Below are 23,148 nucleotides of genomic sequence, written 5' to 3'. Positions count from 1 at the left end.
TCGCCGTCGAGGCGACCTGGGGGGAAATTCAGGTGGGTAACCGAGTGGGTAACGCTGCTGTCCAGGAACCGGTCGCGATCGTCGGCCTGGCCTGCCGGCTGCCGGGGGCGCCGGATCCGGCCGCGTTCTGGCAGCTGCTGCGCGACGGCCGGGACGCCCTCGGCGAACCCGGTCCGGGGCGCTGCCGTCCGGACGGCCCGGCCGCGCCCGCGCTGCCCTCCGGCGCGCCGGTACGGGCCGGATTCCTGGACCAGGTCGACTCCTTCGACGCCTCCTTCTTCGGCATCTCACCGGGTGAGGCCGCGGTGCTGGACCCCCAGCAGCGGCTGGCGCTGGAGCTGGCCTGGGAAGCCTTCGAGGACGCCGGGATCGTCCCCGGCGACCACGGCACCGACGGCGGCACCGGGGTGTACATCGGCGCCACCTACGACGACTACGCCGCCCTGCGCGGCACCCGGCTCAGCCCGCACTCGGCGACCGGCCGCAACCGGGCGATGATCGCCAACCGGGTCTCCTACGCCCTGGGCCTGGGCGGACCGAGCCTGGTGGTGGACAGCGCCCAGTCCTCCTCGCTGCTCGCGGTGCACCTGGCCTGCCGCGCGCTGGCGGCGGGGGAGTGCACGGTGGCGCTGGCCGGCGGCGTCCAGCTCAACATCACCCAGGACGGCTATGACCTGACCCGGGCGCTCGGCGCGATCTCACCGGACGGCCGCTGCCACACCTTCGACGAACGGGCCAACGGGTTCGTGCGCGGCGAGGGCGGCGCCGTGCTGGTGCTCAAACCGCTCGCGGCAGCCCTGGCCGACGGGGACACCGTGCACGCCGTCATCCGGGGCAGCGCCACCAACAACGACGGCGGCGGAGACACCCTCACCGCCCCCCGCCAGGAAGCCCAGACCGAGGTGGTGAGGCTGGCCTGCGCCGCCGCCGGGATCACCCCGGACGAGCTGCGCTACGTCGAACTGCACGGCACGGGAACGCCGTTGGGCGACCCGGTCGAGGCCGCGGGGCTCGGCGCGGCGGCCCGCCGCGCACAGCCGCTGGCGGTCGGCTCGGTGAAGACCAACATCGGCCACCTGGAGGGCGCGGCCGGCATCGCCGGACTCCTCAAGACGGTCCTCTGCCTGTCCCACCGGGAACTGGTCCCCAGCCTGAACTTCCGCACCCCCAACCCGCGCATCCCGCTGGCCGAGCTGGGGCTGCGGGTGGTCACCGAGACCGGGCCGTGGCCCGCCGGGGACGGCCCGCTGCTGGCCGGGGTGAGCGCGTTCGGCATGGGCGGCGCCAACTGCCATGTCGTCCTGGCCGAACCGCCGGCCCCGGACGCGGTGCCGCCCAGCGAGACCGGGCGGTACGACGGCCCGGTGCTCGTGCCGCTGTCCGCGCGGTCCCCGGCGGCGCTGACCGAGCTGGCCGGCCGGCTCGCCGAACCGGCCGCCGCGAACCCGGTGGATGTGGCCTACTCGCTGGCCACCACGCGCACCCCGCTGGACCGGCGCGCCGTGCTGGTCGCCGAGTCGGCCGAGGAGGTGCCCGGCCTGCTGGCGGCGCTGGCCGGCGACACGGCGAACGCACGGGTGGTGCGCGGCACCCCGGTCGAGGGGCGGACCGTGTTCCTCTTCGCCGGCCAGGGCAACCAACGGCCGGGAATGGGCCGGGAGATCTACCGGCGCCACCCCGTGTTCGCCGCCGCCGTGGACGAGGTCTGCGCCGGCCTGCGCCCGCATCTGCCCCGGCCGCTGCCGGAGGTGCTCTTCGCCCCGGAGGGCTCCGCCGAGGCGGCGCTGCTGGACGAGCCGCTGTACACCCAGCCGGCGCTGTTCGCCGTACAGGTCGGGCTGTTCCGGCTGGTGGAGAGCTGGGGGATCACCCCGGACGCGGTGCTCGGCCACTCCTTCGGCGAGCTGGCCGCCCTGCATGTCGCCGGGGCGATGTCCCTGTCCGACGCCTGCGCGCTGGTCGCCGCCCGCGGCCGGCTGATGCAGGACATCCCGCCCGGCGGGGCGATGGTGCTGGTGGAGGCGTCCGAGGCCGAGCTGCTGCCGGACGTCGAAGGCACCGCCGGACTGGTGTCGGTCGCCGCCCTCAACAGCCCCACGGCGACCGTGATTTCGGGCGACGAGGACGCCACGCTGGCGATCGCCGGCCGCTGGGCCGCGCAGGGCCGGCGGACCCGGCGGATCCAGGTCCCGATGGCCAGCCACTCGGCCCATGTGGACGGCATCCTGGACGGGATGCGCGCGGCCGCGGCCCGGGTGGACTGGCGGCGGCCGGACCTGCCCGTCGTCTCCTCGCTGACCGGCGCCGAGCTGGACGTGACCGGGCTGGACTGGCCGGAGTTCTGGGCGCGGCACACCCGGGGCACGGTCCGGTTCGCCGACGCGATCGCCACGGCCTGCGCGGGCGGCGCGCGCACCTTCCTGGAGCTGGGCCCGGACGGCACGCTGTGCGCGATGGGCCCGGGCAGCGCACCGGAGGACGTCGCGTTCGTCTCCGCGCTGACCGGCGGGGAACGCCCGGACGAACGGTCGCTGCTCACCGCGGTCGCCCGGCTGCACACGCGCGGGGTGCCGGTGGACTGGGCGCGGTTCTACGCCGGTTCCGGCGCCCGGCGGATCCCGCTGCCCACCTATCCGTTCCAGCGGCGCCGGCACTGGATCACCGGGGTGACGGGCACCGACAGCACGGTGCCCGCCGCGTCGGCGGCGCCGGCGCCCGAGGTGTCCCGGCTGGCGGCGCTGCCCGCGGACGAGCGGGAGCAGGCGGTGCGCGCGCTGGTGCGGGCCGAGGTGGCCGCCGCGCTGGAACTGGACTCCGCCGAGGCCGTGGACGGACACCGCCCGTTCCGGGAGCTGGGCTTCGGTTCCCTGATGGCGGTGGAACTGGGGCAGCGGCTGGCCGAGTCGGCCGGACTGCGGCTGCCCGCCACCGTCGTACTGGACCACCCGACCCCGGAGCGGATCACCGCGTACCTGATCGACCGGCTGGCCGCCCAGGCCCCGGCGACCACCGAGGCACCGGTGGCCACCGCGGCCGCCGCAGAGGCTCCCGCCGTACCGGTGGCCGCCGACGAGCCGATCGCCATCGTCGGGATGGCCTGCCGGTTCCCCGGCGGGGTCGGCTCACCGGCGGAGCTGTGGGACCTGGTGGCCGCGGGCGGCGACGCGATCGGCGCCTTCCCCACCGACCGCGGCTGGGACCTGGACGGGCTGTTCGACCCGGACCCGGACCGGCCGGGCCGCAGCTACGCCCGCACCGGCGGCTTCCTGTACGACGCCGCCGAGTTCGACGCGGGTCTGTTCGGCATCTCGCCGCGCGAGGCGCTGGCCATGGACCCGCAGCAGCGGTTGCTCCTGGAGACCTCCTGGGAGGCGCTGGAGCGGGCCGGGATCGACCCGCTGTCCCTGCGCGACACCGCGACCGGGGTGTTCGCCGGGATGATGGCGCAGGACTACGGCCCGCGGATGCACGAGGGCGCCGCCGGCCTGGACGGCTATGTGCTCACCGGCACCACGGCCAGCGTCGCCTCCGGCCGGATCGCCTACAGCCTGGGCCTGCGCGGCCCGGCCGTCACCGTGGACACCGCGTGCTCCTCGTCGCTGGTCGCGGTGCACCTGGCGGCGCAGGCGCTGCGCGCGGGGGAGTGCTCGCTGGCCCTGGCCGGAGGCGTGACGGTGATGTCCACGCCGGGCATCTTCGTGGAGTTCTCCCGGCAGCGCGGCCTCGCGCCGGACGGGCGGTGCAAGTCCTTCGCGGCCGCGGCCGACGGCACCGGCTGGGCGGAGGGCGCCGGACAGCTGGTGCTGGAACGGCTCTCCGACGCACGGGCCAACGGCCACCCCGTGCTGGCGGTGCTGCGCGGCTCGGCGGTGAACCAGGACGGCGCCTCCAACGGGCTCACCGCCCCCAACGGCCCCGCACAGGAGCGCGTGATCCGCTCCGCGCTGGCCGCCGCCGGTCTCTCCCCGGCCGACGTCGACCTGGTCGAGGCGCACGGCACCGGCACCACCCTCGGCGACCCGATCGAGGCCCAGGCCCTGCTCGCCACCTACGGCCAGGGCCGCACCGGTGAGCCGCTCTGGCTGGGGTCGCTCAAGTCCAACATCGGCCACACCCAGGCCGCCGCCGGCGTCGCCGGGGTGATCAAGGTCGTGGAGGCGCTGCGGCACGGGGTGCTGCCGCGCACCCTGCACGTGGACGAGCCCTCGCCGTACGTGGACTGGTCGGCCGGCGGGGTACGGCTGCTCGACGAGGCCCGGCCGTGGCCGGAGCACGACCGGCCGCGCCGCGCCGCGGTGTCCTCCTTCGGCATCAGCGGCACCAACGCCCATGTCGTCATCGAACAGGCCGCGCCCGCGACCGTCTCCCCGGCGACACCGCACCCCGTGCTGCGCTCCGGCCCGGTGCCGGTGGTCGTGTCCGGGCACACCGCCGCCGCGCTGCGCGCCCAGGCCGAGCGGCTGGCCGTCCATCTGGAACAGCTGGAGCCGGAGTCCGCGCCGGCCCTGGCGGACATCGCGCGCGCCGCCGCCACCGGCAGGGCCGGGCTGGCCCACCGCGCCGTACTCACCGCCACCGACCACGCCGACCTGGTACGCGGCCTGCGCACCCTCGCCGCCGACGCCGACGCGCCTGCCCTGGTGCGCGGAGTCGCCGACGCGGACGGCCGTACGGTGTTCGTGTTTCCGGGGCAGGGGGCGCAGTGGGCGGGGATGGCGGTGGAACTGCTGGACTCTTCCCCGGTGTTCGCGGCGCGGATGGCGGAGTGTGCGGAGGCTTTGGGGGAGTTCGCGGACTGGTCGCTGCTGGGTGTGTTGCGGGGGGAGGCGGGTGAGCCGGGGCTGGACCGGGTGGATGTGGTGCAGCCGGTGTCGTTCGCGGTGATGGTGTCGTTGGCGGCGTTGTGGCGGTCGTTCGGGGTGGAGCCGGATGCGGTGGTGGGGCATTCGCAGGGGGAGATCGCGGCGGCCTGTGTGGCGGGGGCGCTGTCCCTGCGCGACGCCGCCGCGGTGGTGTGCCTGCGCAGCCGCGCGCTGACCCGACTGTCCGGCCAGGGCGGCATGATGTCCGTGTCGCTGCCGGTCGCCGAGCTGGAACCCCGGCTGGCCCGCCGGGCCGACCAGGTGTCGGTGGCCGCGGTCAACGGGCCCGCCGCGGTGGTGCTGTCCGGCGCCCCCGGCCCGCTGCGCGAACTCGCCGCCGAGCTGACCGCCGACGGAGTGCGGGCCCGGCTGGTCGCCGTGGACTACGCCTCGCACTCCCCGCAGGTGGAACGTATCCGCACCGAACTGCTGGACCGGCTCGCCGGCATCCGCCCGCGCACCGCCGAGATCCCCTTCTACTCCACGGTGACCGGCGAACGGCTGGACACCGCGGGCCTGGACGCCGACTACTGGTACCGGAACCTGCGCGGGACCGTCCGCTTCGAGGAGACCGTCCGCGCCCTGGACCGGGCCGGGCACCGGGTGTTCGTGGAGGCCAGCCCGCACCCCATCCTCACCGCCGCCGTGCAGGACACCGTCGAGTCAGCGGGCAGCACCGCCGTGGTGGTCGGCTCCCTCCGCCGCGACCAGGGCGGCCCCGGCCGGTTCCTGCTGTCGCTGGCCGAGGCCCATGTGCGCGGCGTCCGGGTCGACTGGACCGCCGCCCTCGGCGCCACCGGCCGACGGGTGGAACTGCCCACCTACGCCTTCCAGCGGGAGCGCTACTGGCTCGCCACCCCGGCGGGCGGCACGGACCCGGCCGGGTTCGGACTGGACGCCACCGCACACCCGTTGCTCGGCGCGGCCGCACCGGTGGCCTCCACCGGGGAACTGCTGCTGACCGGGGAGCTGTCCCGGCAGCGCCACCCCTGGCTTACCGACCACACGGTGTTCGGAACCGCCGTGCTGCCCGGCACCGCCTTCGTCGAACTGGCCGTACGGGCCGGGGACCAGGCCGGCTGCACGGTCCTGGAGGAGCTGACCGTGCACGCCCCGCTGCCGCTGCCGGAGCGCGGCGGCGTACGGGTGCAGGTGGTGCTCGGCGCGCCCGGCGAGGACGGCGGCCGCACCGTGGACGTGTACTCCCGGCCGGGCGGCGCCGAAGCGGCCCTGGCACCGGGGTCCGGCGGCCCGCAGTGGACGCACCACGCCACGGGCCGGCTCGGCGTGGCCGAGGCACCCGCACCCGCACCCGTAGCCGGCGGCTGGCTGCCGGACGGCGCCACCCCGGTCGATCTCACCGGCCACTACCCGGAGCTGGCGCGCCGCGGCTACGGCTACGGACCGGCGTTCCAGGGCCTGCGCCGACTGTGGCGGCACGGCGAGGAGCTGTACGCCGAGATCGCCCTGCCCGAGCCGGAGGCACCGGACGCGGCAGCCTTCGGCCTGCACCCGGCACTCCTGGACGCGGCGCTGCACGCGGCGGTCCCGGCCGAGGGCACCGGTGCGTCCGCCGACGGCACCGCCGCCCTGCCCTTCGCGTTCTCCGGGGTCCGGCTGTACCGGAGCGGTGCCGCCGCGGCCCGGGTGCGGCTGCGGCCCGCGGGCGCGGGGGCCGTGTCGCTCACCGTGACCGACGCGGCGGACCAGCCCGTCATGGCGATCGACTCGCTGGCCTTCCGGCCGGTGCACGCCGGACAGCTCGCCGCCGGGCGCCGGGACCACCTGTACCGCACCGACTGGGTGCCCGTGCCGGCCCCGGCGCAGGCCGGTGCCGTACAGCTGACGGCGGGACCGGAGGGGCTGGACGAGCTGGGCGACCGGGTGCCCGCCGCGGTGGGCGTTCCGGTGGCCGACGTGACCGAGGCCCTGGTCGTGGCCCAGCGCTGGCTGGCCGAGGAGCGGTTCGCCGCATCCCGGCTGGTGCTGCTCACCCGCGCCGCGGTCGCCACCCGGACCGGGGAGCCGGCCGACCCCGAGGCCGCGGCGGTGTGGGGCCTCGTCCGCAGCGCCCAGACGGAACACCCGGACCGTTTCGTGCTGCTGGACAGCGACGGCAGCGTGCCCGACGGGGTCGCCCTGACCACGGGTGAGCCCCAACTGGCGGTGCGAGACGGACAGTTGCTGGTGCCTCGGTTGGTGCGGGTGACGGAGGCGGCGCCCGAGTCGACGCCCTGGTCGGCGGATGGCACGGTGCTGGTGACTGGGGCGAGTGGCACGCTCGGTCGGCTGGTGGCGCGGCATCTGGTGGAGCGGCACGGGGTGCGTGCCCTGGTGCTGGCGTCCCGGCGGGGCGGTGACGCGCCCGGCATGGGTGAGCTGCTCGCCGACCTCGCGGAACTCGGCGCCTCGGCGCGGGCTGTGGCCTGCGATGTGGCCGACCGGGACGCGGTGGCCGCGCTGCTCGCCGAGCACCCGGTCACGGCCGTGGTGCACACCGCCGGAATCCTCGACGACGGCGTACTGGCCGCGCTCACCCCGCAGCGGGTGGCCGAGGTCTGCCGCGCCAAGACGGACGGCGCCCGGCACCTGGCCGAGCTGACCGGCCCGGACCTCACCGCCTTCGTCCTGTTCTCCTCGGTGGCCGGCACCCTGGGCAACGCCGGGCAGGCCGCCTACGCGGCCGCCAACGCCGCACTCGACGCCCTGGCCGCCCAGCGCCGCGCCGCCGGACTCCCCGCCACCTCGGTGGCCTGGGGACTGTGGGCCGAAACCAGCGGGATGACCGGCCGGATGGCGGACACCGACCGGACCAGGCTGGCCCGCGCCGGGGTCGTACCGCTCGACTCCGGCACCGCGCTCGACCTGTTCGACGCGGCCACCGCACGGCACGAACCGGTACTGCTGGCCGCCCGGCTGGACCCGGCGGCCCTGCGCGAACGGGCGGCCGAGGGCGTGCTCGCCCCGGTGCTGCGCACCCTCGTACCCGCGGTGCGCCGTACCGCAGCCGCGGACGGGGCGGCGGACGGCGGGGACGCCCTGCGCCGGCGGCTGGCCGAGGGCGAGCCGCTGCGGGTGCTCCAGGACCTGGTGCTGACCCAGGCCGCGGTGGTCCTCGGCCACACCGACCCCGGCGGCCTGTCACCGGACCGGCCCTTCAAGGACTTCGGCTTCGACTCGCTCACCGCGGTGGAGCTGCGCAACCGGCTGGGCCGCGCCACCGGGACCCGGCTGCCCGCGACGGTCGTCTTCGACCACCCCACCGCCGCCGCACTCGCCGCCTACCTGCACGCCGAACTCGTCGGCGACACCGCCCCCGCGGCCCACGCCCCGGCGCCGGCCGTGACCGCGGACGAGCCGATCGCGATCATCGGCATGGCCTGCCGGTTCCCGGGCGGCATCGCCTCTCCCGAGGACCTGTGGAACCTGGTGGCCGCCGGCGGCGACGCCATCGGCGGCTTCCCCACCGACCGCGGCTGGGACGTGGCCGGCCTGTACGACCCGGACCCCGACCGGGCCGGCCACACCTACACCCGGCACGGCGGCTTCCTCCACGACGCCGGCCTCTTCGACGCCGGACTGTTCGGGATCTCGCCGCGCGAGGCGCTGGCCATGGACCCGCAGCAGCGGCTGCTGCTGGAGACCTCCTGGGAGGCGCTGGAGCGGGCCGGGATCGACCCGACCTCCCTGCGCGGCAGCCGCACCGGCGTGTTCACCGGCGTGATGTACCACGACTACGCCAGCACGCTGCGCGAACTGCCCGAGGGCGTCGAAGGACACCTGCTCACCGGCACCGCCGCGAGCGTCGCCTCCGGCCGGGTCGCCTACACCCTCGGCCTCCAGGGCCCCGCGGTCACCCTGGACACCGCCTGCTCCTCCTCGCTGGTGGCCCTGCACCTGGCGGCGCAGGCACTGCGCGCGGGCGAGTGCACGCTGGCCCTGGCCGGAGGCGTCACGGTGATGGCCGAGCCGACCACCTTCACCGCGTTCTCCCGGCAGCGCGGGCTCGCCGTGGACGGCCGGTGCAAGTCCTTCGCCGGGGCGGCCGACGGCACCGGCTGGTCCGAGGGCGTCGGCCTGCTGCTGCTCGAACCGCTGTCCGCGGCCCGCCGGGCCGGCCACCGCGTGCTGGCCGTGCTGCGCGGCTCGGCCGTCAACCAGGACGGCGCCTCCAACGGCCTGACCGCCCCCAACGGCCCCTCCCAGGAACGCGTGATCCGCGCCGCCCTCGACGCCGCCGGACTGACCCCCGCGGACGTCGACGCCGTCGAGGGCCACGGCACCGGCACGCCGCTCGGCGACCCCATCGAGGCCCAGGCGCTGCTCGCCACGTACGGCGCCGAGCGCGACCGGCCGCTCTGGCTGGGCTCGGTCAAGTCCAACATCGGGCACGCCCAGGCCGCCGCCGGCGTCGCCGGGGTGATCAAGGTCGTGGAGGCGATGCGGCACGGGGTGCTGCCCCGCACCCTGCACGTGGACGAGCCGTCCCCGCACGTGGACTGGGCGTCCGGCGAGGTGCGGCTGCTCACCGAGGAACAGCCCTGGCCGGACACCGGCCGCCCGCGCCGCGCCGCGGTGTCCTCCTTCGGCATCAGCGGCACCAACGCGCACGTCGTCGTCGAGCAGGCCGACGACACCGAACCCGCCGCGCCGGAACCGGCCACCGGGCCGGTGCCGCTGCCGCTGCCGGTCGCGCTGTCCGGCCGGACCGAGGACGCCCTGCGCGCCCAGGCCGCCCGGCTCGCCGGCCATCTCGCCGGCCACCCGGGCACCCCGCTGCTGGACATCGCCTGGTCCAGCGTGACCGCCCGGGCCGCCCTGGAACACCGCGCGGTCGTGCTGGCCGACGGCAGGGAGCAGCTGGCCGAGCGGCTCGGCGCGCTGGCCGAGGGCCGGGACACCCCGGGCGTGCTGCGTGGCACCGCGGCCGACGCGGCCCGACGGGTGGCGTTCGTGTTCCCCGGGCAGGGCGCGCAGTGGGCCGGCATGGCCCTGGAACTGCTGGACTCCGCACCGGTGTTCGCCGCCCGGTTCGCCGAGTGCGCCGCCGCGATCGAGACCCACGTGGACTTCTCGGTGCTGGACGTCCTGCGCGGCGCCCCCGGCGCGCCCCCGCTGGAACGGGTGGACGTGGTGCAGCCGGTGACCTTCGCCGTCACCGTGTCGCTGGCCGCGCTGTGGCGCGCCTACGGCGTCGAACCCGAAGCGGTGATCGGCCACTCGCAGGGCGAGATCGCCGCGGCCTGCGTAGCCGGGGCGCTGTCCCTCGCCGACGCCGCCGCGGTGGTGTGCCTGCGCAGCCGCGCGCTGACCGAGCTGTCCGGCAAGGGCGGCATGATGTCGGTGGCCCTGCCCGCCGAGGAGGTCCGCGCGCTGTTCGCCGACGACCGGCTCGCGGTGGCCGCGGTCAACAGCCCCACCTCCACCGTCGTATCCGGCGACCCGACCGCCCTGGAGGAACTGGCGGCCGACTGCGCGGCCCGCGGGGTACGGACCCGGCGCATCGCCGTGGACTACGCCTCGCACTCCCCGCAGGTCGCCGCCGTCGAGGACAGCCTCGCCGGGCTGCTCGCCGGGATCACCCCGCGCGCCGCCCGCACCGAGCTGTACTCCACCGTCACCGGGCAGCGGCTCGACACCCGCGAGCTGACCGGCGCCTACTGGTACACCAACCTGCGCGAGACCGTCCGCTTCGCCGACGCGGTACGCGCCGCGCTGGACGCCGGGATCGGCACCTTCCTCGAGGTCAGCCCGCACCCGGTGGCCGCCCCGGGCGTCCAGGAGACCGTGGACGCCGCCGGCGCGCGGGCCGCCGTCCTGTCCACGCTGCGCCGCGACGACGGCGGCTGGCCGCGGTTCGCCCAGGCACTGGCCGAGGCGCAGGTGCGCGGGGCCGGGGTGCGGCTCGCCGAGGTGTTCACCGGAACCGGCGCCCGGCCGGCGGACCTGCCCACCTACGCCTTCCAGCACGAGTGGTACTGGCTGGCCGAACAGGCCCGCTCCCGGACCGACTCCTGGCGCTACCGCGTCGAGTGGCGCCCGGCGGACGCACCCGAACGCACCGCACCGGACGGCGTGTGGCTGGCCCTGGTGCCCGGCTCCGGCGCGGACCGCACCTGGCTGGAGACCCTCACCGGCGGCCTCCCGGTGCGCGTCGTCACCGTGGACACCGAACACGCCGACCGCACCGCACTGACCGGCCTGCTGCGCCGCGCGCTGGCCGAGCACACCCCGCGCGGCGTGCTGTCCCTGCTCGCCGCCGACCGCCGCCCGCACCCCCGGCACCCCGTGGTACCGGCCGGGGCGGCCGCCACCCTGGCCGTCGTCCAGGCCCTCGGCGACCTGGCCGCGACCCTCCCTCTGTGGCTGGTGACCTCCGGCGCCGTGGCCACCGGCCAGGCCGATCCGCCGCGCGAGCCGAGCGCCGCCCAGGTGTGGGGCCTGGGCCGGGTCGCGATGCTGGAACACCCGGCGTTCTGGGGCGGCCTGGTCGACCTGCCCGCCGGCCTGGACGAGGCCGCACTGGACCAGCTGCGCGCCGTACTCGCCGGCGGCCGGGGCGACGAGGACCAGCTCGCGATACGCGCCTCGGGCACCCTCGTACGACGCCTGGTGCACGCCCCGCCCACCCCTGGCGCCGCCGGCCGCTGGCAGGCCCGGGACACCGCGCTCGTCACCGGCGGCACCGGCGCCCTCGGCCCCGAGGTCGCCCGCTGGCTGGCCGGGCTCGGCGCCCGGCACGTCGTCCTGGTCAGCCGCAGCGGCCCGGACGCCGAAGGGGTCGCCGACCTCGCGGCCGAACTCGACGGCCTGGGCGTACGGCTGACCGCCCACGCCTGCGACATCGCCGACCGGGACGCCGTGGCCGCACTGCTGGCCGGGCTGCGCGAACAGGGCGAGACCGTGCGCACCGTCGTGCACGCCGCCGCCCTGATGCGGCTGGCCGCGCTGCCCGACACCGACCTCGCCGAGTACGCCGACGTCCTCACCGCCAAGGTCCAGGGCGCCCGGAACCTCATCGAACTCCTCGACCCGGCCGAACTCGACGCGCTCGTCCTCTACTCCTCCATCGCCGGGGTCTGGGGCAGCGGCGACCACGGCGCCTACGCCGCGGCCAACGCCGAACTGGACGCCCTGGCCGAGCAGGCCCGCGCCGCCGGACTGCCGGTGACCTCGGTCGCCTGGGGCGTCTGGGACGGCGCCCGCTTCCCCGACGGAGTCGACGCCGACCAGCTGCGCCGCCAGGGCCTGCCGCTGATCGCCCCCGGCCCGGCGCTGGACGCGCTGCGCACCGTCCTCGAACACGCCGAGACCGGACTGTCGGTCGCCGACGTCGACTGGGCCAGGTTCATGCCCCTGTTCAGCTCGGCCCGCACCCGGCCGCTGTTCGCCGAGATCCCCGAGGCACAGCGCGCCCTGCACACCACCGCCACAGCGGAGGAACGGCCGTCCGGTTCCGGCTGGGCCGAACGGCTGGCCGGACTGCCGGACACCGAGCGCCGCAACGCCCTGATCCGGCTGGTGCGCGAGCAGGCCGCCGTGGTGCTGGGCCACTCCGGCGCCGGCGCGATCGGCGCCGACCGGGCCTTCCGCGACCTGGGCTACGACTCGCTGACCGGCATGGAACTGCGCAACCGGCTCGCCGAGGCCACCGGCCTCACCCTGCCGGCCACCCTGGTCTTCGACCAGCCCACCCCGGCCGCGGTGGCCGACTATCTGCGCACCCGGCTGGCGCCCCCCGAACCACCCCTCCTCGCCGAACTCGACCGGCTCACCGAACGGCTGACCACGGTGGCCGACGACGGCGACCGGGCCGAGATCGAACGGCGGCTGCGGGCGATGCTCACGCTGGTCGGCGGCGACGAGGACGACTTCGACCCCGCGTCGAACGAGGAGATCTACGACCTCATCGAACGCGAACTCGGGGAGAGCTGAAGGGCGTTGGACATGTCCGAGGAAGAGAAGCTCCGGGGCTATCTGAAGCGGGTCATGGTCGACCTGCGCAAGGCCAACCGCCGCCTGGAGGAGGCCGAACGCTCCCGCACCGAGCCCATCGCCGTCGTCGGCATGGCCTGCCGCTACCCGGGCGGGGTGCGCTCACCGGAGGACCTGTGGCGGGTGCTGGCCGACGGCCGGGACGTCACCGGCGACCTGCCCACCGACCGCGGCTGGGACATCGAGGCCCTCTACGACCCCGACCCGGACCGCTCCGGCCACACCTATGTGCGCCGCGGCGGCTTCCTGGACGACCCCGGTGACTTCGACGCAGGCTTCTTCGGGATCTCCCCGCGCGAGGCGCTGGCGATGGACCCCCAGCAGCGGCTGCTCCTGGAGACGTCCTGGGAGGCGCTGGAGCGGGCCGGGATCGACCCCACCTCGCTGCGCGGCAGCCGCACCGGTGTGTTCGTCGGCCAGAACCACCAGGAGTACGGCACCCGGCTCGCCGAGGCCCCGGCCGGCGTCGAGGGCCACCTCGTCACCGGCGTGGTCTCCAGCGTGCTGTCCGGCCGCGTCTCCTACACCCTCGGCCTCGAAGGCCCCGCGATCAGCGTCGACACCGCCTGCTCCACCTCGCTGGTCACCCTGCACCTCGCCGTGCGCTCGCTGCGCGACGGGGAGTCCTCGCTGGCCCTGTCGGGCGGAGTGACCGTGCTGGCCGGCCCCGGGCCGCTCGTCGAGTTCAGCCGCCAGCGGGTCCTGGCCCCCGACGGCCGCTGCAAGGCGTTCTCCGCCGCCGCCGACGGCATGGGCATGGCCGAGGGCGTCGGCGTGCTCGTCCTGGAACGGCTGTCCGACGCTCAGGCCAACGGGCACCCCGTGCTCGCCGTCATCCGCGGCTCCGCCGTCAACCAGGACGGCGCCTCCAACGGACTCACCGCCCCCAACGGCCCCTCCCAGCAACGGGTGATCCGGGCCGCGCTCGGCGCCGCCGGGCTGTCCCCGGCGGACGTCGACCTGATCGAGGCACACGGCACCGGCACCGCCCTCGGCGACCCGATCGAGGCCCAGGCACTGCTGGCGACGTACGGCGCCGACCGCGACCGACCGCTGTGGCTGGGGTCGGTCAAGTCGAACATCGGACACACCCTCGCCGCCGCCGGCGTCGCCGGTGTCATCAAGTCCGTGCTGGCGCTCCGGCACGAGACCGTGCCCAGGACGCTGCACGCGGACACCCCGTCCCCGCACATCGACTGGTCCTCCGGCACCCTGTCACCGGCCACCGAGCCGGTGCCCTGGCCCCGCGCCGAACGCCCCCGCCGCGCCGCGGTGTCCGCCTTCGGCATCAGCGGCACCAACGCCCACGTCATCCTGGAGGAAGCTCCCGATCCCGAGCCCGTCGCCGAGCCGTCGGCGGTCGCGGGGCCGGTGCCGGTGGTGGTGTCGGGGCGCAGTGCGGAGGCGCTGCGGGACCAGGCGGTGAGGCTGCGCGAGTTCGTCGCCGGGGACTCCGGCGTGTCGGTCGCGGGGGTGGCGCGGGCGGCCGGTGTGTCGCGGGCCGCCCTGGAACACCGGGGTGCGGTGGTGGCGGGTGATCGGGAGGAGTTGCTGGCCGGGCTGGCGGCGCTGGCGGAGGGCCGCCCGGGGGCGGTCAGCGGGGTGGCTGACCGGAGCGGGCTGAGCGGGTTCCTGTTCTCGGGTCAGGGGTCGCAGTGGTCGGGAATGGGCCGGGAGCTGGCCGAGCGGTATCCGGTGTTCGCGGAGGCGTTCGGTGATGTCTGCGGGCGGTTGGAGGGGGTGCTGAAGCGCCCGGTCCGGGATGTGGTCCTGGACGGTGGGGAGCGGCTGGATCAGACCTTGTTCGCGCAGTGTGGTCTGTTCGCGTTCGAGGTGGCGTTGTTCCGGCTCCTCGAATCCTTCGGCGTGATGCCGGACTTTGTGGTGGGTCATTCGGTGGGTGAGGTGGCGGCTGCGCATGTGGCGGGGGTGTTGTCGCTGGATGACGCGGTGGTGTTGGTGTGTGCGCGGGCTGGGTTGATGCAGGAGTTGCCGGCGGGTGGGGCGATGCTGGCGGTGAACGCCTCCGAGGACGAAGTCGCCGGCCTCCTGTCGGGTGAGGTGGGGATTGCGGCTGTCAATGGGGTGCGGTCGGTGGTGGTGTCGGGTGCGGTGGCTGCGGTGGAGGCTGTTGCGGAGCGGGCGGGGGAGCGGGGGTGGCGGCACACCCGGCTTCGGGTGAGTCATGCCTTCCATTCGCCGTTGGTGGAGCCGGTGTTGGAGCGGTTCCGTGCCGCGATAGCCGGTGTGGAGTTTGCTGCGCCGCGTATTGCGTTCGTGTCGACGGTGGATGTCGGTGCGGCGCCGGTGGACGCCGACTATTGGGTGCGGAACGTCCGGGACACGGTTCGTTTCGCCGATGCGGTGGCTCATCTGCATGCGCAGGGTGTGACGCGGTTCGTGGAGGTCGGTCCGGACACCGCGCTCACTGCTGCCGGTCCGGGGTGTGTGCCGGAGGACAGTACGGCGGTGTTCGTGCCGTTGCTGCGCCGTGAGCAGCCGGAGGTGCGTGCGCTGGCCGCCGGGTTGGCCCGGTTCCATGTGTATGGCGGTACGGTCGACTGGGCGTCGTATCTGCCCCCCGCCCAGCCGGTCGACCTGCCCACCTACGCCTTCCAGCACCGCCGCTACTGGCTGGAGTCCGCCGCACCGGCCGATCCGGCCGCGCTCGGTGCCCAGCCCGCCGGGCACCCGCTGCTCGGCGCTCTGGTCGCCCTCCCCGGCCCCATCGACACCGTCCTCACCGGGCGGCTGAGCCTGCGCACCCAGCCCTGGCTGGCCGACCACCGGGTCACCGGCACCCCGCTGCTGCCCGGCACCGCGTTCGTGGAACTCGCCCGGCACGCCGCCGAACTCCTCGGTGACGCCCGGATCGACGAACTGACCCTCGAGGTCCCGTTGGCGTTGCCCGCCGACGGCGCCCTCGCCCTCCGGGTCGGCATCGGAGAACCCGACGACACCGGGCGCCGCGGCATCGAGGTGCACTCCCGGCCGGAGGGGGCCACCCTGCCCTGGACCCGGCACGCCACCGGCGTCCTGGCCGAGGACACACAGGACACGGGGGACACGGAGGACGGGTTCGGCACGGACCTGGTGCAGTGGCCCCCGGCCGGCGCCGAAGCCCTCCCGCTGGACGCGTTCTACCCCCGGCTCGCCGACACCGGTCTCGGATACGGTCCGGCCTTCCAGGGGCTGCGCGCGGCCTGGCGACGCGGCGACGCGACCTACGCCGAGATCGCCCTGCCCGAGCAACTGACCGGTCAGGCCGACGAGTTCGGTCTGCATCCCGCCCTGCTGGACGCCGCGCTGCACGCCCTGGCCCTGCGCGGCGACGACGCCACCCTCCGGCTGCCCTTCGCCTTCCACGGGGTCCGCTGGTACGCCGAGGGCGCCGCGGCCCTGCGGGTCCGGCTCACCGTCACCGGGGACGACGCGGTCCGGGTCGACCTCGCCGACGACAGCGGCGCCCCCGTCGGCACCGTCGAGCGCGTGGTGCTGCGCGCCCTCACCGGCACCCTGCGCCCGCCCGCGGGACAGGACTCGATGTACCGGCTGGACTGGACGTCCGCCCCTGCCGGGGGGAACCGCGACACCGGGGCCGACGTGCTGGTCGGGGTCGAGGGCGGCCCGGTGGCCGAGTGCACCGCCGCCGTGCTGGAGCGCGTGCGTGGTTGGCTGGCCGAGGACCCCGCGCCCGGTGCCCGGCTGGCCGTGCTCACCCGCGGCGCGGTCGCCGCCACCGCCGCGGAGGTGCCCGATCCGGCCGGTGCCGCCGTCTGGGGCCTGGTGCGCTCGGTGCAGGCCGAGTGGCCCGACCGTTTCGTGCTGCTGGACAGCGACGGCAGCGTGCCCGACGGGGTCGCCCTGGCCACCGGTGAACCACAACTGGCAGTGCGGGACGGCAAGTTGCTGGTGCCTCGGTTGGTGCGGGTGACGGAGGCGGCTCCCGAGTCGACGCCCTGGTCGGCGGATGACACGGTGCTGGTCACGGGGGCGAGCGGCACGCTCGGGCGGCTGGTGGCGCGGCATCTGGTGGAGCGGCACGGGGTGCGTGCCCTGGTGCTGGCGTCCCGGCGGGGCGGTGACGCGCCCGGCATGGGTGAGCTGCTCGCCGACCTCGCGGAACTCGGCGCCTCGGCGCGGGCTGTGGCCTGCGATGTGGCCGACCGGGACGCGGTGGCCGCGCTGCTGGCCGAGCACCCGGTGACGGCGGTGGTGCACGCGGCCGGGGTGGTGGACGACGGTCTGGTCACCGGTCTCACCGAGGAGCGGTTGCGGGCGGTGCTGGCGCCGAAGGTGCTGGGTGCCCGCTGGCTGGACGAGCTGACCCGCGACCGGGACCTCACCCGGTTCGTGCTGTTCTCCTCCGCCTCGGCGACCCTCGGCAACGCCGGCCAGGCCGCCTACTCCGCCGCCAACGCGGCACTCGACGCCCTGGCCGCCCGGCGCCGCGCCGCCGGACTCCCCGCACACGCGCTCGGCTGGGGCCTGTGGGAGCAGCGCAGCGGCATCACCGGAACATTGGCCGATGCCGACCTCGCCCGCATCGCCCGCAACGGCATCGCCCCCCTGCCCACCGAGGAGGCGCTGGCGCTGCTGGACACCGCCGTCGGGCTCGGCGATCCGGTCGTCCTGCCGATGCGGCTGGACACCGCCGCCCTGCACCGGATGGACCCGCTGCCCCCGGTCTTCGCGGGCCTGGTCCGGCGCCGCCGCCGCACCCGGCGGCAGCAGTCCGGCTGGGCCGACCGGCTGCGCGCCCTGCCCGCGCCGGAACGCCGCCGGGCCGCCCTGGACCTCGTCCGCACCCAGGCCGCCGCGGTCCTGGACCTGGCCGGGGCCGGGCAGGTCGGCGACGGCCAGTCCTTCGCCGACCTCGGCTTCGACTCGCTCACCGCGCTGGAACTGCGCAACCGGCTCGGCACGGCCACCGGACTGCGGCTGCCCGCCACCCTGGTCTTCGACCACCCCACCCCGGCCGCGCTGGCCGCGTTCGTGCTCGCCGAGGCCGGGGACCTGGACACCGCACCGCTCACGGCACCGACGGCCCCCGCGCCCGCGGCCGCGGCGGACGAGCCGATCGCCATCGTCGGCATGGCCTGCCGCTACCCCGGCGGGATCACCACCCCCGAACAGCTGTGGGACCTGGTCGCCGCGGGCCGGGACGGGATCTCCGGGTTCCCCGCCGACCGCGGCTGGGACCTCGGAACCCTGCCGGTCGGACGCGGCGGATTCCTGGCCGGCGCCGGTGACTTCGACCCCGGCTTCTTCGGTATCTCGCCGCGCGAGGCGCTGGCGATGGACCCGCAGCAGCGGCTGCTGCTGGAGCTGTCCTGGGAGGCGTTCGAACGCGCCGGGATCGATCCGCTCGGTCTGCGCGGCAGCCGTACCGGTGTGTTCGCCGGGGTGATGTACCACGACTACGCGACCAGGCTGGCGCACGTCCCCGAGGAGCTGGAGGGCTACCTGGGCAACGGCAACCTGGGCAGCGTCGCCACCGGGCGGGTCGCCTACACCTTCGGCCTCAACGGCCCGGCGGTCACCGTGGACACGGCCTGCTCCTCCTCGCTGGTCGCGCTGCACCTGGCCGCCCAGTCGCTGCGCTCCGGCGAGTCCACCCTGGCGCTGGCCGGCGGGGTGACGGTGATGTCCAGCCCCACCCCGTTCCGTGAGTTCGACCGGCAGGGCGGCCTGGCCGCCGACGGCCGCTGCAAGTCCTTCTCCGCCGCCGCCGACGGCACCGGCTGGTCCGAGGGCATCGGCATCCTGGTGCTGGAGCGGCTGTCCGACGCGCGCGCCAACGGCCATGAGGTACTGGCCGTCCTGCGCGGCTCGGCCGTCAACTCCGACGGCGCCTCCAACGGGCTCACCGCGCCCAACGGCCCCGCGCAGGAACGTGTCATCCGCGCCGCGCTGAGCGCCGCCGGACTGTCCTCCGAGGACGTCGACATGGTGGAGGCGCACGGCACGGGCACCGCGCTGGGCGACCCGATCGAGGCCCAGGCGCTGCTGGCGACGTACGGCGCGGAGCGTGAGCGGCCGCTGTGGCTGGGGTCGGTGAAGTCGAACATCGGGCACACCCAGGCGGCTGCCGGGGTCGCCGGTGTGATCAAGGTCGTGGAGGCGATGCGTCGCGGGATGCTGCCGCGCACCCTGCACGTGGACACCCCGTCCCCGCATGTCGACTGGACGGCCGCCCCGGTGCGGCTGCTCACCGAGGCGACCGACTGGCCGGAGACGGAGGTCCGCCGGGCGGCCGTGTCGGCGTTCGGGGTCAGCGGCACCAACGCCCACGTGATCATCGAGCAGGCCCCCGTCACCGAGCCCGTGTCCGCGCCGCCGGTGGTCGCGGTGCCGGTGCCGGTGGTGGTGTCGGGTCGCAGCGAGGAGGCGCTGCGGGAGCAGGCGGCGCGGCTGTCGGAGCGGGTGGCGGCGGATGCCGAACTGAGCGTTACACAGGTGGCGTTCGCGGCTGCCACGACGAGGGCCGCGTTGGAGTACCGGGGTGCGGTGGTGGCCGCCGACCGGGCGGAGCTGTTGGCGGGGCTGGAGGGGCTGGCCTCCGGGGCGATCAGCGGGATGGCCGCCGGGCGTGGCGGTGGCACCGGGTTCCTGTTCTCGGGTCAGGGGTCGCAGCGCCCGGCGATGGGGCGTGAACTCGCCGAGCACTACCCGGTGTTCGCGGACGCCTTCGATGACGTCTGCGGGCGGTTGGAGGCGGTGCTGGGCCGTCCGGTGCGGGATGTGGTCCTGGGCGGCGGGGAGCGGCTGGATCAGACCTTGTTCGCGCAGTGTGGTCTGTTCGCGTTCGAGGTGGCGTTGTTCCGGCTGCTGGAGTCGTTCGGTGTGGTGCCGGACTTTGTGGTCGGTCACTCGGTGGGTGAGGTGGCGGCTGCGCATGTGGCGGGGGTGTTGTCGCTGGATGACGCGGTCGGCCTGGTGTGTGCGCGGGCTGGGTTGATGCAGGAGCTGCCTCCGGGCGGGGCGATGCTGGCGGTGAACGCCCCCGAAGGTGAAGTCGCCGGCATCCTGTCCGGCGAGGTGAGCATCGCGGCCGTGAACGGGGTGCGGTCGGTCGTGGTCTCGGGCGCGGTGCCGGCGGTCGAGGCCGTCGCCGGGCGGGCGAAGGAGAGGGGGTGGCGGCACACGCGGCTGCGGGTGAGCCATGCCTTCCATTCGCCGCTGATGGAACCGGTGTTGGAACGGTTCCGTGCCGCGATAGCCGGTGTCGAGTTTGCTGCCCCGCGTATTCCGTTCGTGTCGACGGTGGATGTCGGTGCGGCCCCGGTGGACGCCGACTATTGGGTGCGTAATGTCCGGGACACCGTCCGCTTTGCCGATGCGGTGGCTCATCTGCATGCGCAGGGTGTGACGCGGTTCGTGGAGGTCGGTCCGGACACCGCGCTCACCGCTGCGGGTCCGGACTGTGTGCCGGAGGACAGTACGGCGGTGTTCGTGCCGTTGCTGCGCCGTGAGCAGCCGGAGGTGCGTGCGCTGGCCGCCGGGTTGGCCCGGTTCCATGTGTATGGCGGTACGGTCGACTGGGCGTCGTATCTGCCCCCCGCCCAGCCGGTCGAGCTGCCTACCTACGCCTTCCAGCGCCGCCGCTACTGGCTCGACGACGCCGGACCGGTGCGCCCCGGCGGCCATCCGCTGCTGGACGCGGCCGTGGAGTTCGCCGAGGAGGACGGGTTCCTGCTGTCCGGCCGGCTGTCCACCCGGGCGCAGTCCTGGCTGGGGGAGCACACCGTGCTCGGCGCGAGCGTGGTGCCGGGGAGCGTGTTCGCCGAACTGGCCCTGCACGCCGCCGTGGTGGCCGGAGCCGGTGCGGTCGCGGAACTGTCCCTCCAGTCACCCCTGGTGCTGCCCGAGGACGGCACGGTCGAGGTGCAGCTGAGGGTCGGCGCGCCCGGCGCGACGGGGTACCGGCCGCTGACCGTGCACGCCCGTCCGGCCGCACCCGGCACTCCGTGGACCTGCTACGCCCGCGCCGAGCTGGGCCCGGCGGAGACCGCCGTACCCCAGGCCGAGCAGCTCGCCTGGCCGCCGCCGGACGCCACCGCACTCGACGTAACGTCGGCCTACGACGGGTTCGCCGCCGCCGGGCTGGAGTACGGTCCGGCGTTCCGGGGCCTGCGCGCGGCCTGGCGGCGCGGCGACGAGATCCTCGCCGACATCGCCCTGCCCGACCTCACCGACACCGGCCGCTACGGGCTGCACCCCGCCCTGCTGGACGCGGCGCTGCACGCCCTGCGCTGGCTGCGCGGGGACGCGGGCGACGACCGTACCCTGCTGCCGTTCGCCTGGACCGGGCTGGCGCTGCACCGCACCGGGGCGTCCGCGCTGCGGGTGCGGATCTCGCCGGTGGCCGCCGACACGGCCCGGATCGAACTGGCCGATGCCACGGGCGTACCGGTCGGGGTGGTGGAATCCCTCGCCGTACGGCCGGTCTCGGCCGGGCAGCTCGGCCGGCGGGCCGCGCTGTACACCGAGGAGCTGGTGCCCGCGCCCGCGTCGGCCGGACCGGAGCCCGCCGTACTGGTCTGCACCGATCTGGCCGAACTCACCGACCGGGAGGAGCTGCCCGGGGTGGTGGTGCTGCCGGCCGGGACCGAGGCCGACCCGGTCGCCGCGGCGGCGGGGGCGCTGAGCGCGGTGCGCGGCTGGCTGGCCGAGGACCGCTTCGCGGGTACCCGGCTGGCGCTGCGCACCCGGGGAGCGCGCACCGATCCGGCCGCCGCCGCGGTCTGGGGCCTCGTGCGCTCGGTGCAGCAGGAACACCCGGACCGCTTCCTGCTGGCCGACATCGAGGACGACACCGAGGACGACACCGAGGTGCCCGCCGCCGCGTGGCAGGTGCCCGGCGGGCAGCTGGTGCTGCGCGACGGCGAGGTGCTCGTGCCACGGCTGGTCCCCGTCCCGGCGGCCCTCACCGACCGGAACGGCACCGGGCCGGACGGCGCCGAGCGGCAGGGCACCGACCGGGACCCGGGCGGCCCGGTGCTGATCACCGGCGGACTGGGTGCGCTCGGCGCGACCGTGGCCCGGCACCTGGTCACCGCGCGCGGGGTGCGTGAACTGGTGCTCACCGGTCGCCGCGGCCCGGACACCCCGGGCGCGGACGAACTGGCCGCCGAACTCAGGAAGTTGGGCGCCGAGGTGTCGGTGGTGGCGTGCGATGTGGCCGACCGGGACGCGGTGGCCGCGCTGCTGGCCGAGCACCCGGTGACGGCGGTGGTGCACGCGGCCGGGGTGGTGGACGACGGTGTGGTCACCGGTCTCACCGAGGAGCGGTTGCGGGCGGTGCTGGCGCCGAAGGTGCTGGGTGCCCGCTGGCTGGACGAGCTGACCCGTGACCGGGAGCTGACCGACTTCGTGCTGTTCTCCTCCGCCGCCGGGGTGCTCGGCGCGGCCGGGCAGAGCGCCTACGCCGCCGCCAACGCCGCTCTGGACGCGCTGGCCCGGGCCAGGCACGCGGCAGGGCTCCCGGCCACCTCGCTGGCCTGGGGCCTGTGGGAGCAGCGCAGCGGCATCACCGGCGCGCTGGCCGAAGCCGACCTCGCCCGTATCACCCGCAACGGGATACGGCCGCTGGACACCGCCGAGGCCCTCGAACTCTTCGACCTGGCCCGCGCCGTCGACGCACCGGTCCTCGCGCCGCTGCACCTCGACCGGGCCGCCGTCCGGTCCGGTGGGCCGGTCCCGGCGGTGCTGCGCGGCCTGGTCCGGGACACCGCCGCCCCGGCCGCCGCCGCAGCCCCGGCCCCGGCCCCCGGCGCCGCGCTCGCCGCGCTGACGGGACCGGACCGGGAGAAGGCGCTGCTGGAGCTGGTGCGCGCCGAAGCGGCCGGGGTACTGGCCTACGACTCGGCGGCCGCCGTGGCCGAACACCGCACCTTCGCCGAACTCGGCGTCGACTCACTGGCCGCGCTGGAGCTGCGCAACCGGCTCTCCGCGGCCACCGGCGTCCGGCTGCCCGCGGCGGTGGTGTTCGAGTACGCCACCCCGGCGGCGCTCGCCGCCCATCTGCACGCATCCATGCCCGCGGCGGACGGCGCGCCTTCCGCGCCGGTGCTCGCCGGGCTCGACCAGCTCGAAGCGGCCCTGGCCGACGCCGAACCCGGCGCCGTGGACCGGGCGAAGCTGCGCATGCGGCTCACCGCGCTGCTGGCCAAGTACGGCGGCGAGGAGCAGACCGCTGCCGCCGCGGAGCACGACCTGTCGTCGGCCTCCGACGACGAACTGTTCGGCCTCGTCGACGACCTCGGCGCCAGCTAGGGGCAGGGAAGGA

General features: G+C 75.9%; 2 protein-coding genes. Both read left to right on the top strand.

Annotated features, from left to right (window positions below; translation table 11 throughout):
- Positions 1 to 44 precede the first annotated feature (44 nt).
- A complete protein-coding gene (locus ACFVIU_RS14825) occupies positions 45 to 12,797 on the top strand; it encodes a type I polyketide synthase (protein ID WP_385842827.1) in 12,753 nt (4,250 codons plus the stop codon).
- Between the two features lie 12 nt (positions 12,798 to 12,809).
- Positions 12,810 to 23,135, top strand: coding sequence for an SDR family NAD(P)-dependent oxidoreductase (locus ACFVIU_RS14820; protein ID WP_385842826.1), 10,326 nt, complete (start codon positions 12,810 to 12,812; stop codon positions 23,133 to 23,135).
- The last annotated feature ends 13 nt before the right edge of the window (positions 23,136 to 23,148 follow it).

Source organism: Streptomyces sp. NPDC127190 (genome assembly GCF_042672505.1).
In the GTDB taxonomy this organism is placed as follows: domain Bacteria; phylum Actinomycetota; class Actinomycetes; order Streptomycetales; family Streptomycetaceae; genus Streptomyces.
This window is presented reverse-complemented; position numbering and strand designations above follow the sequence as displayed.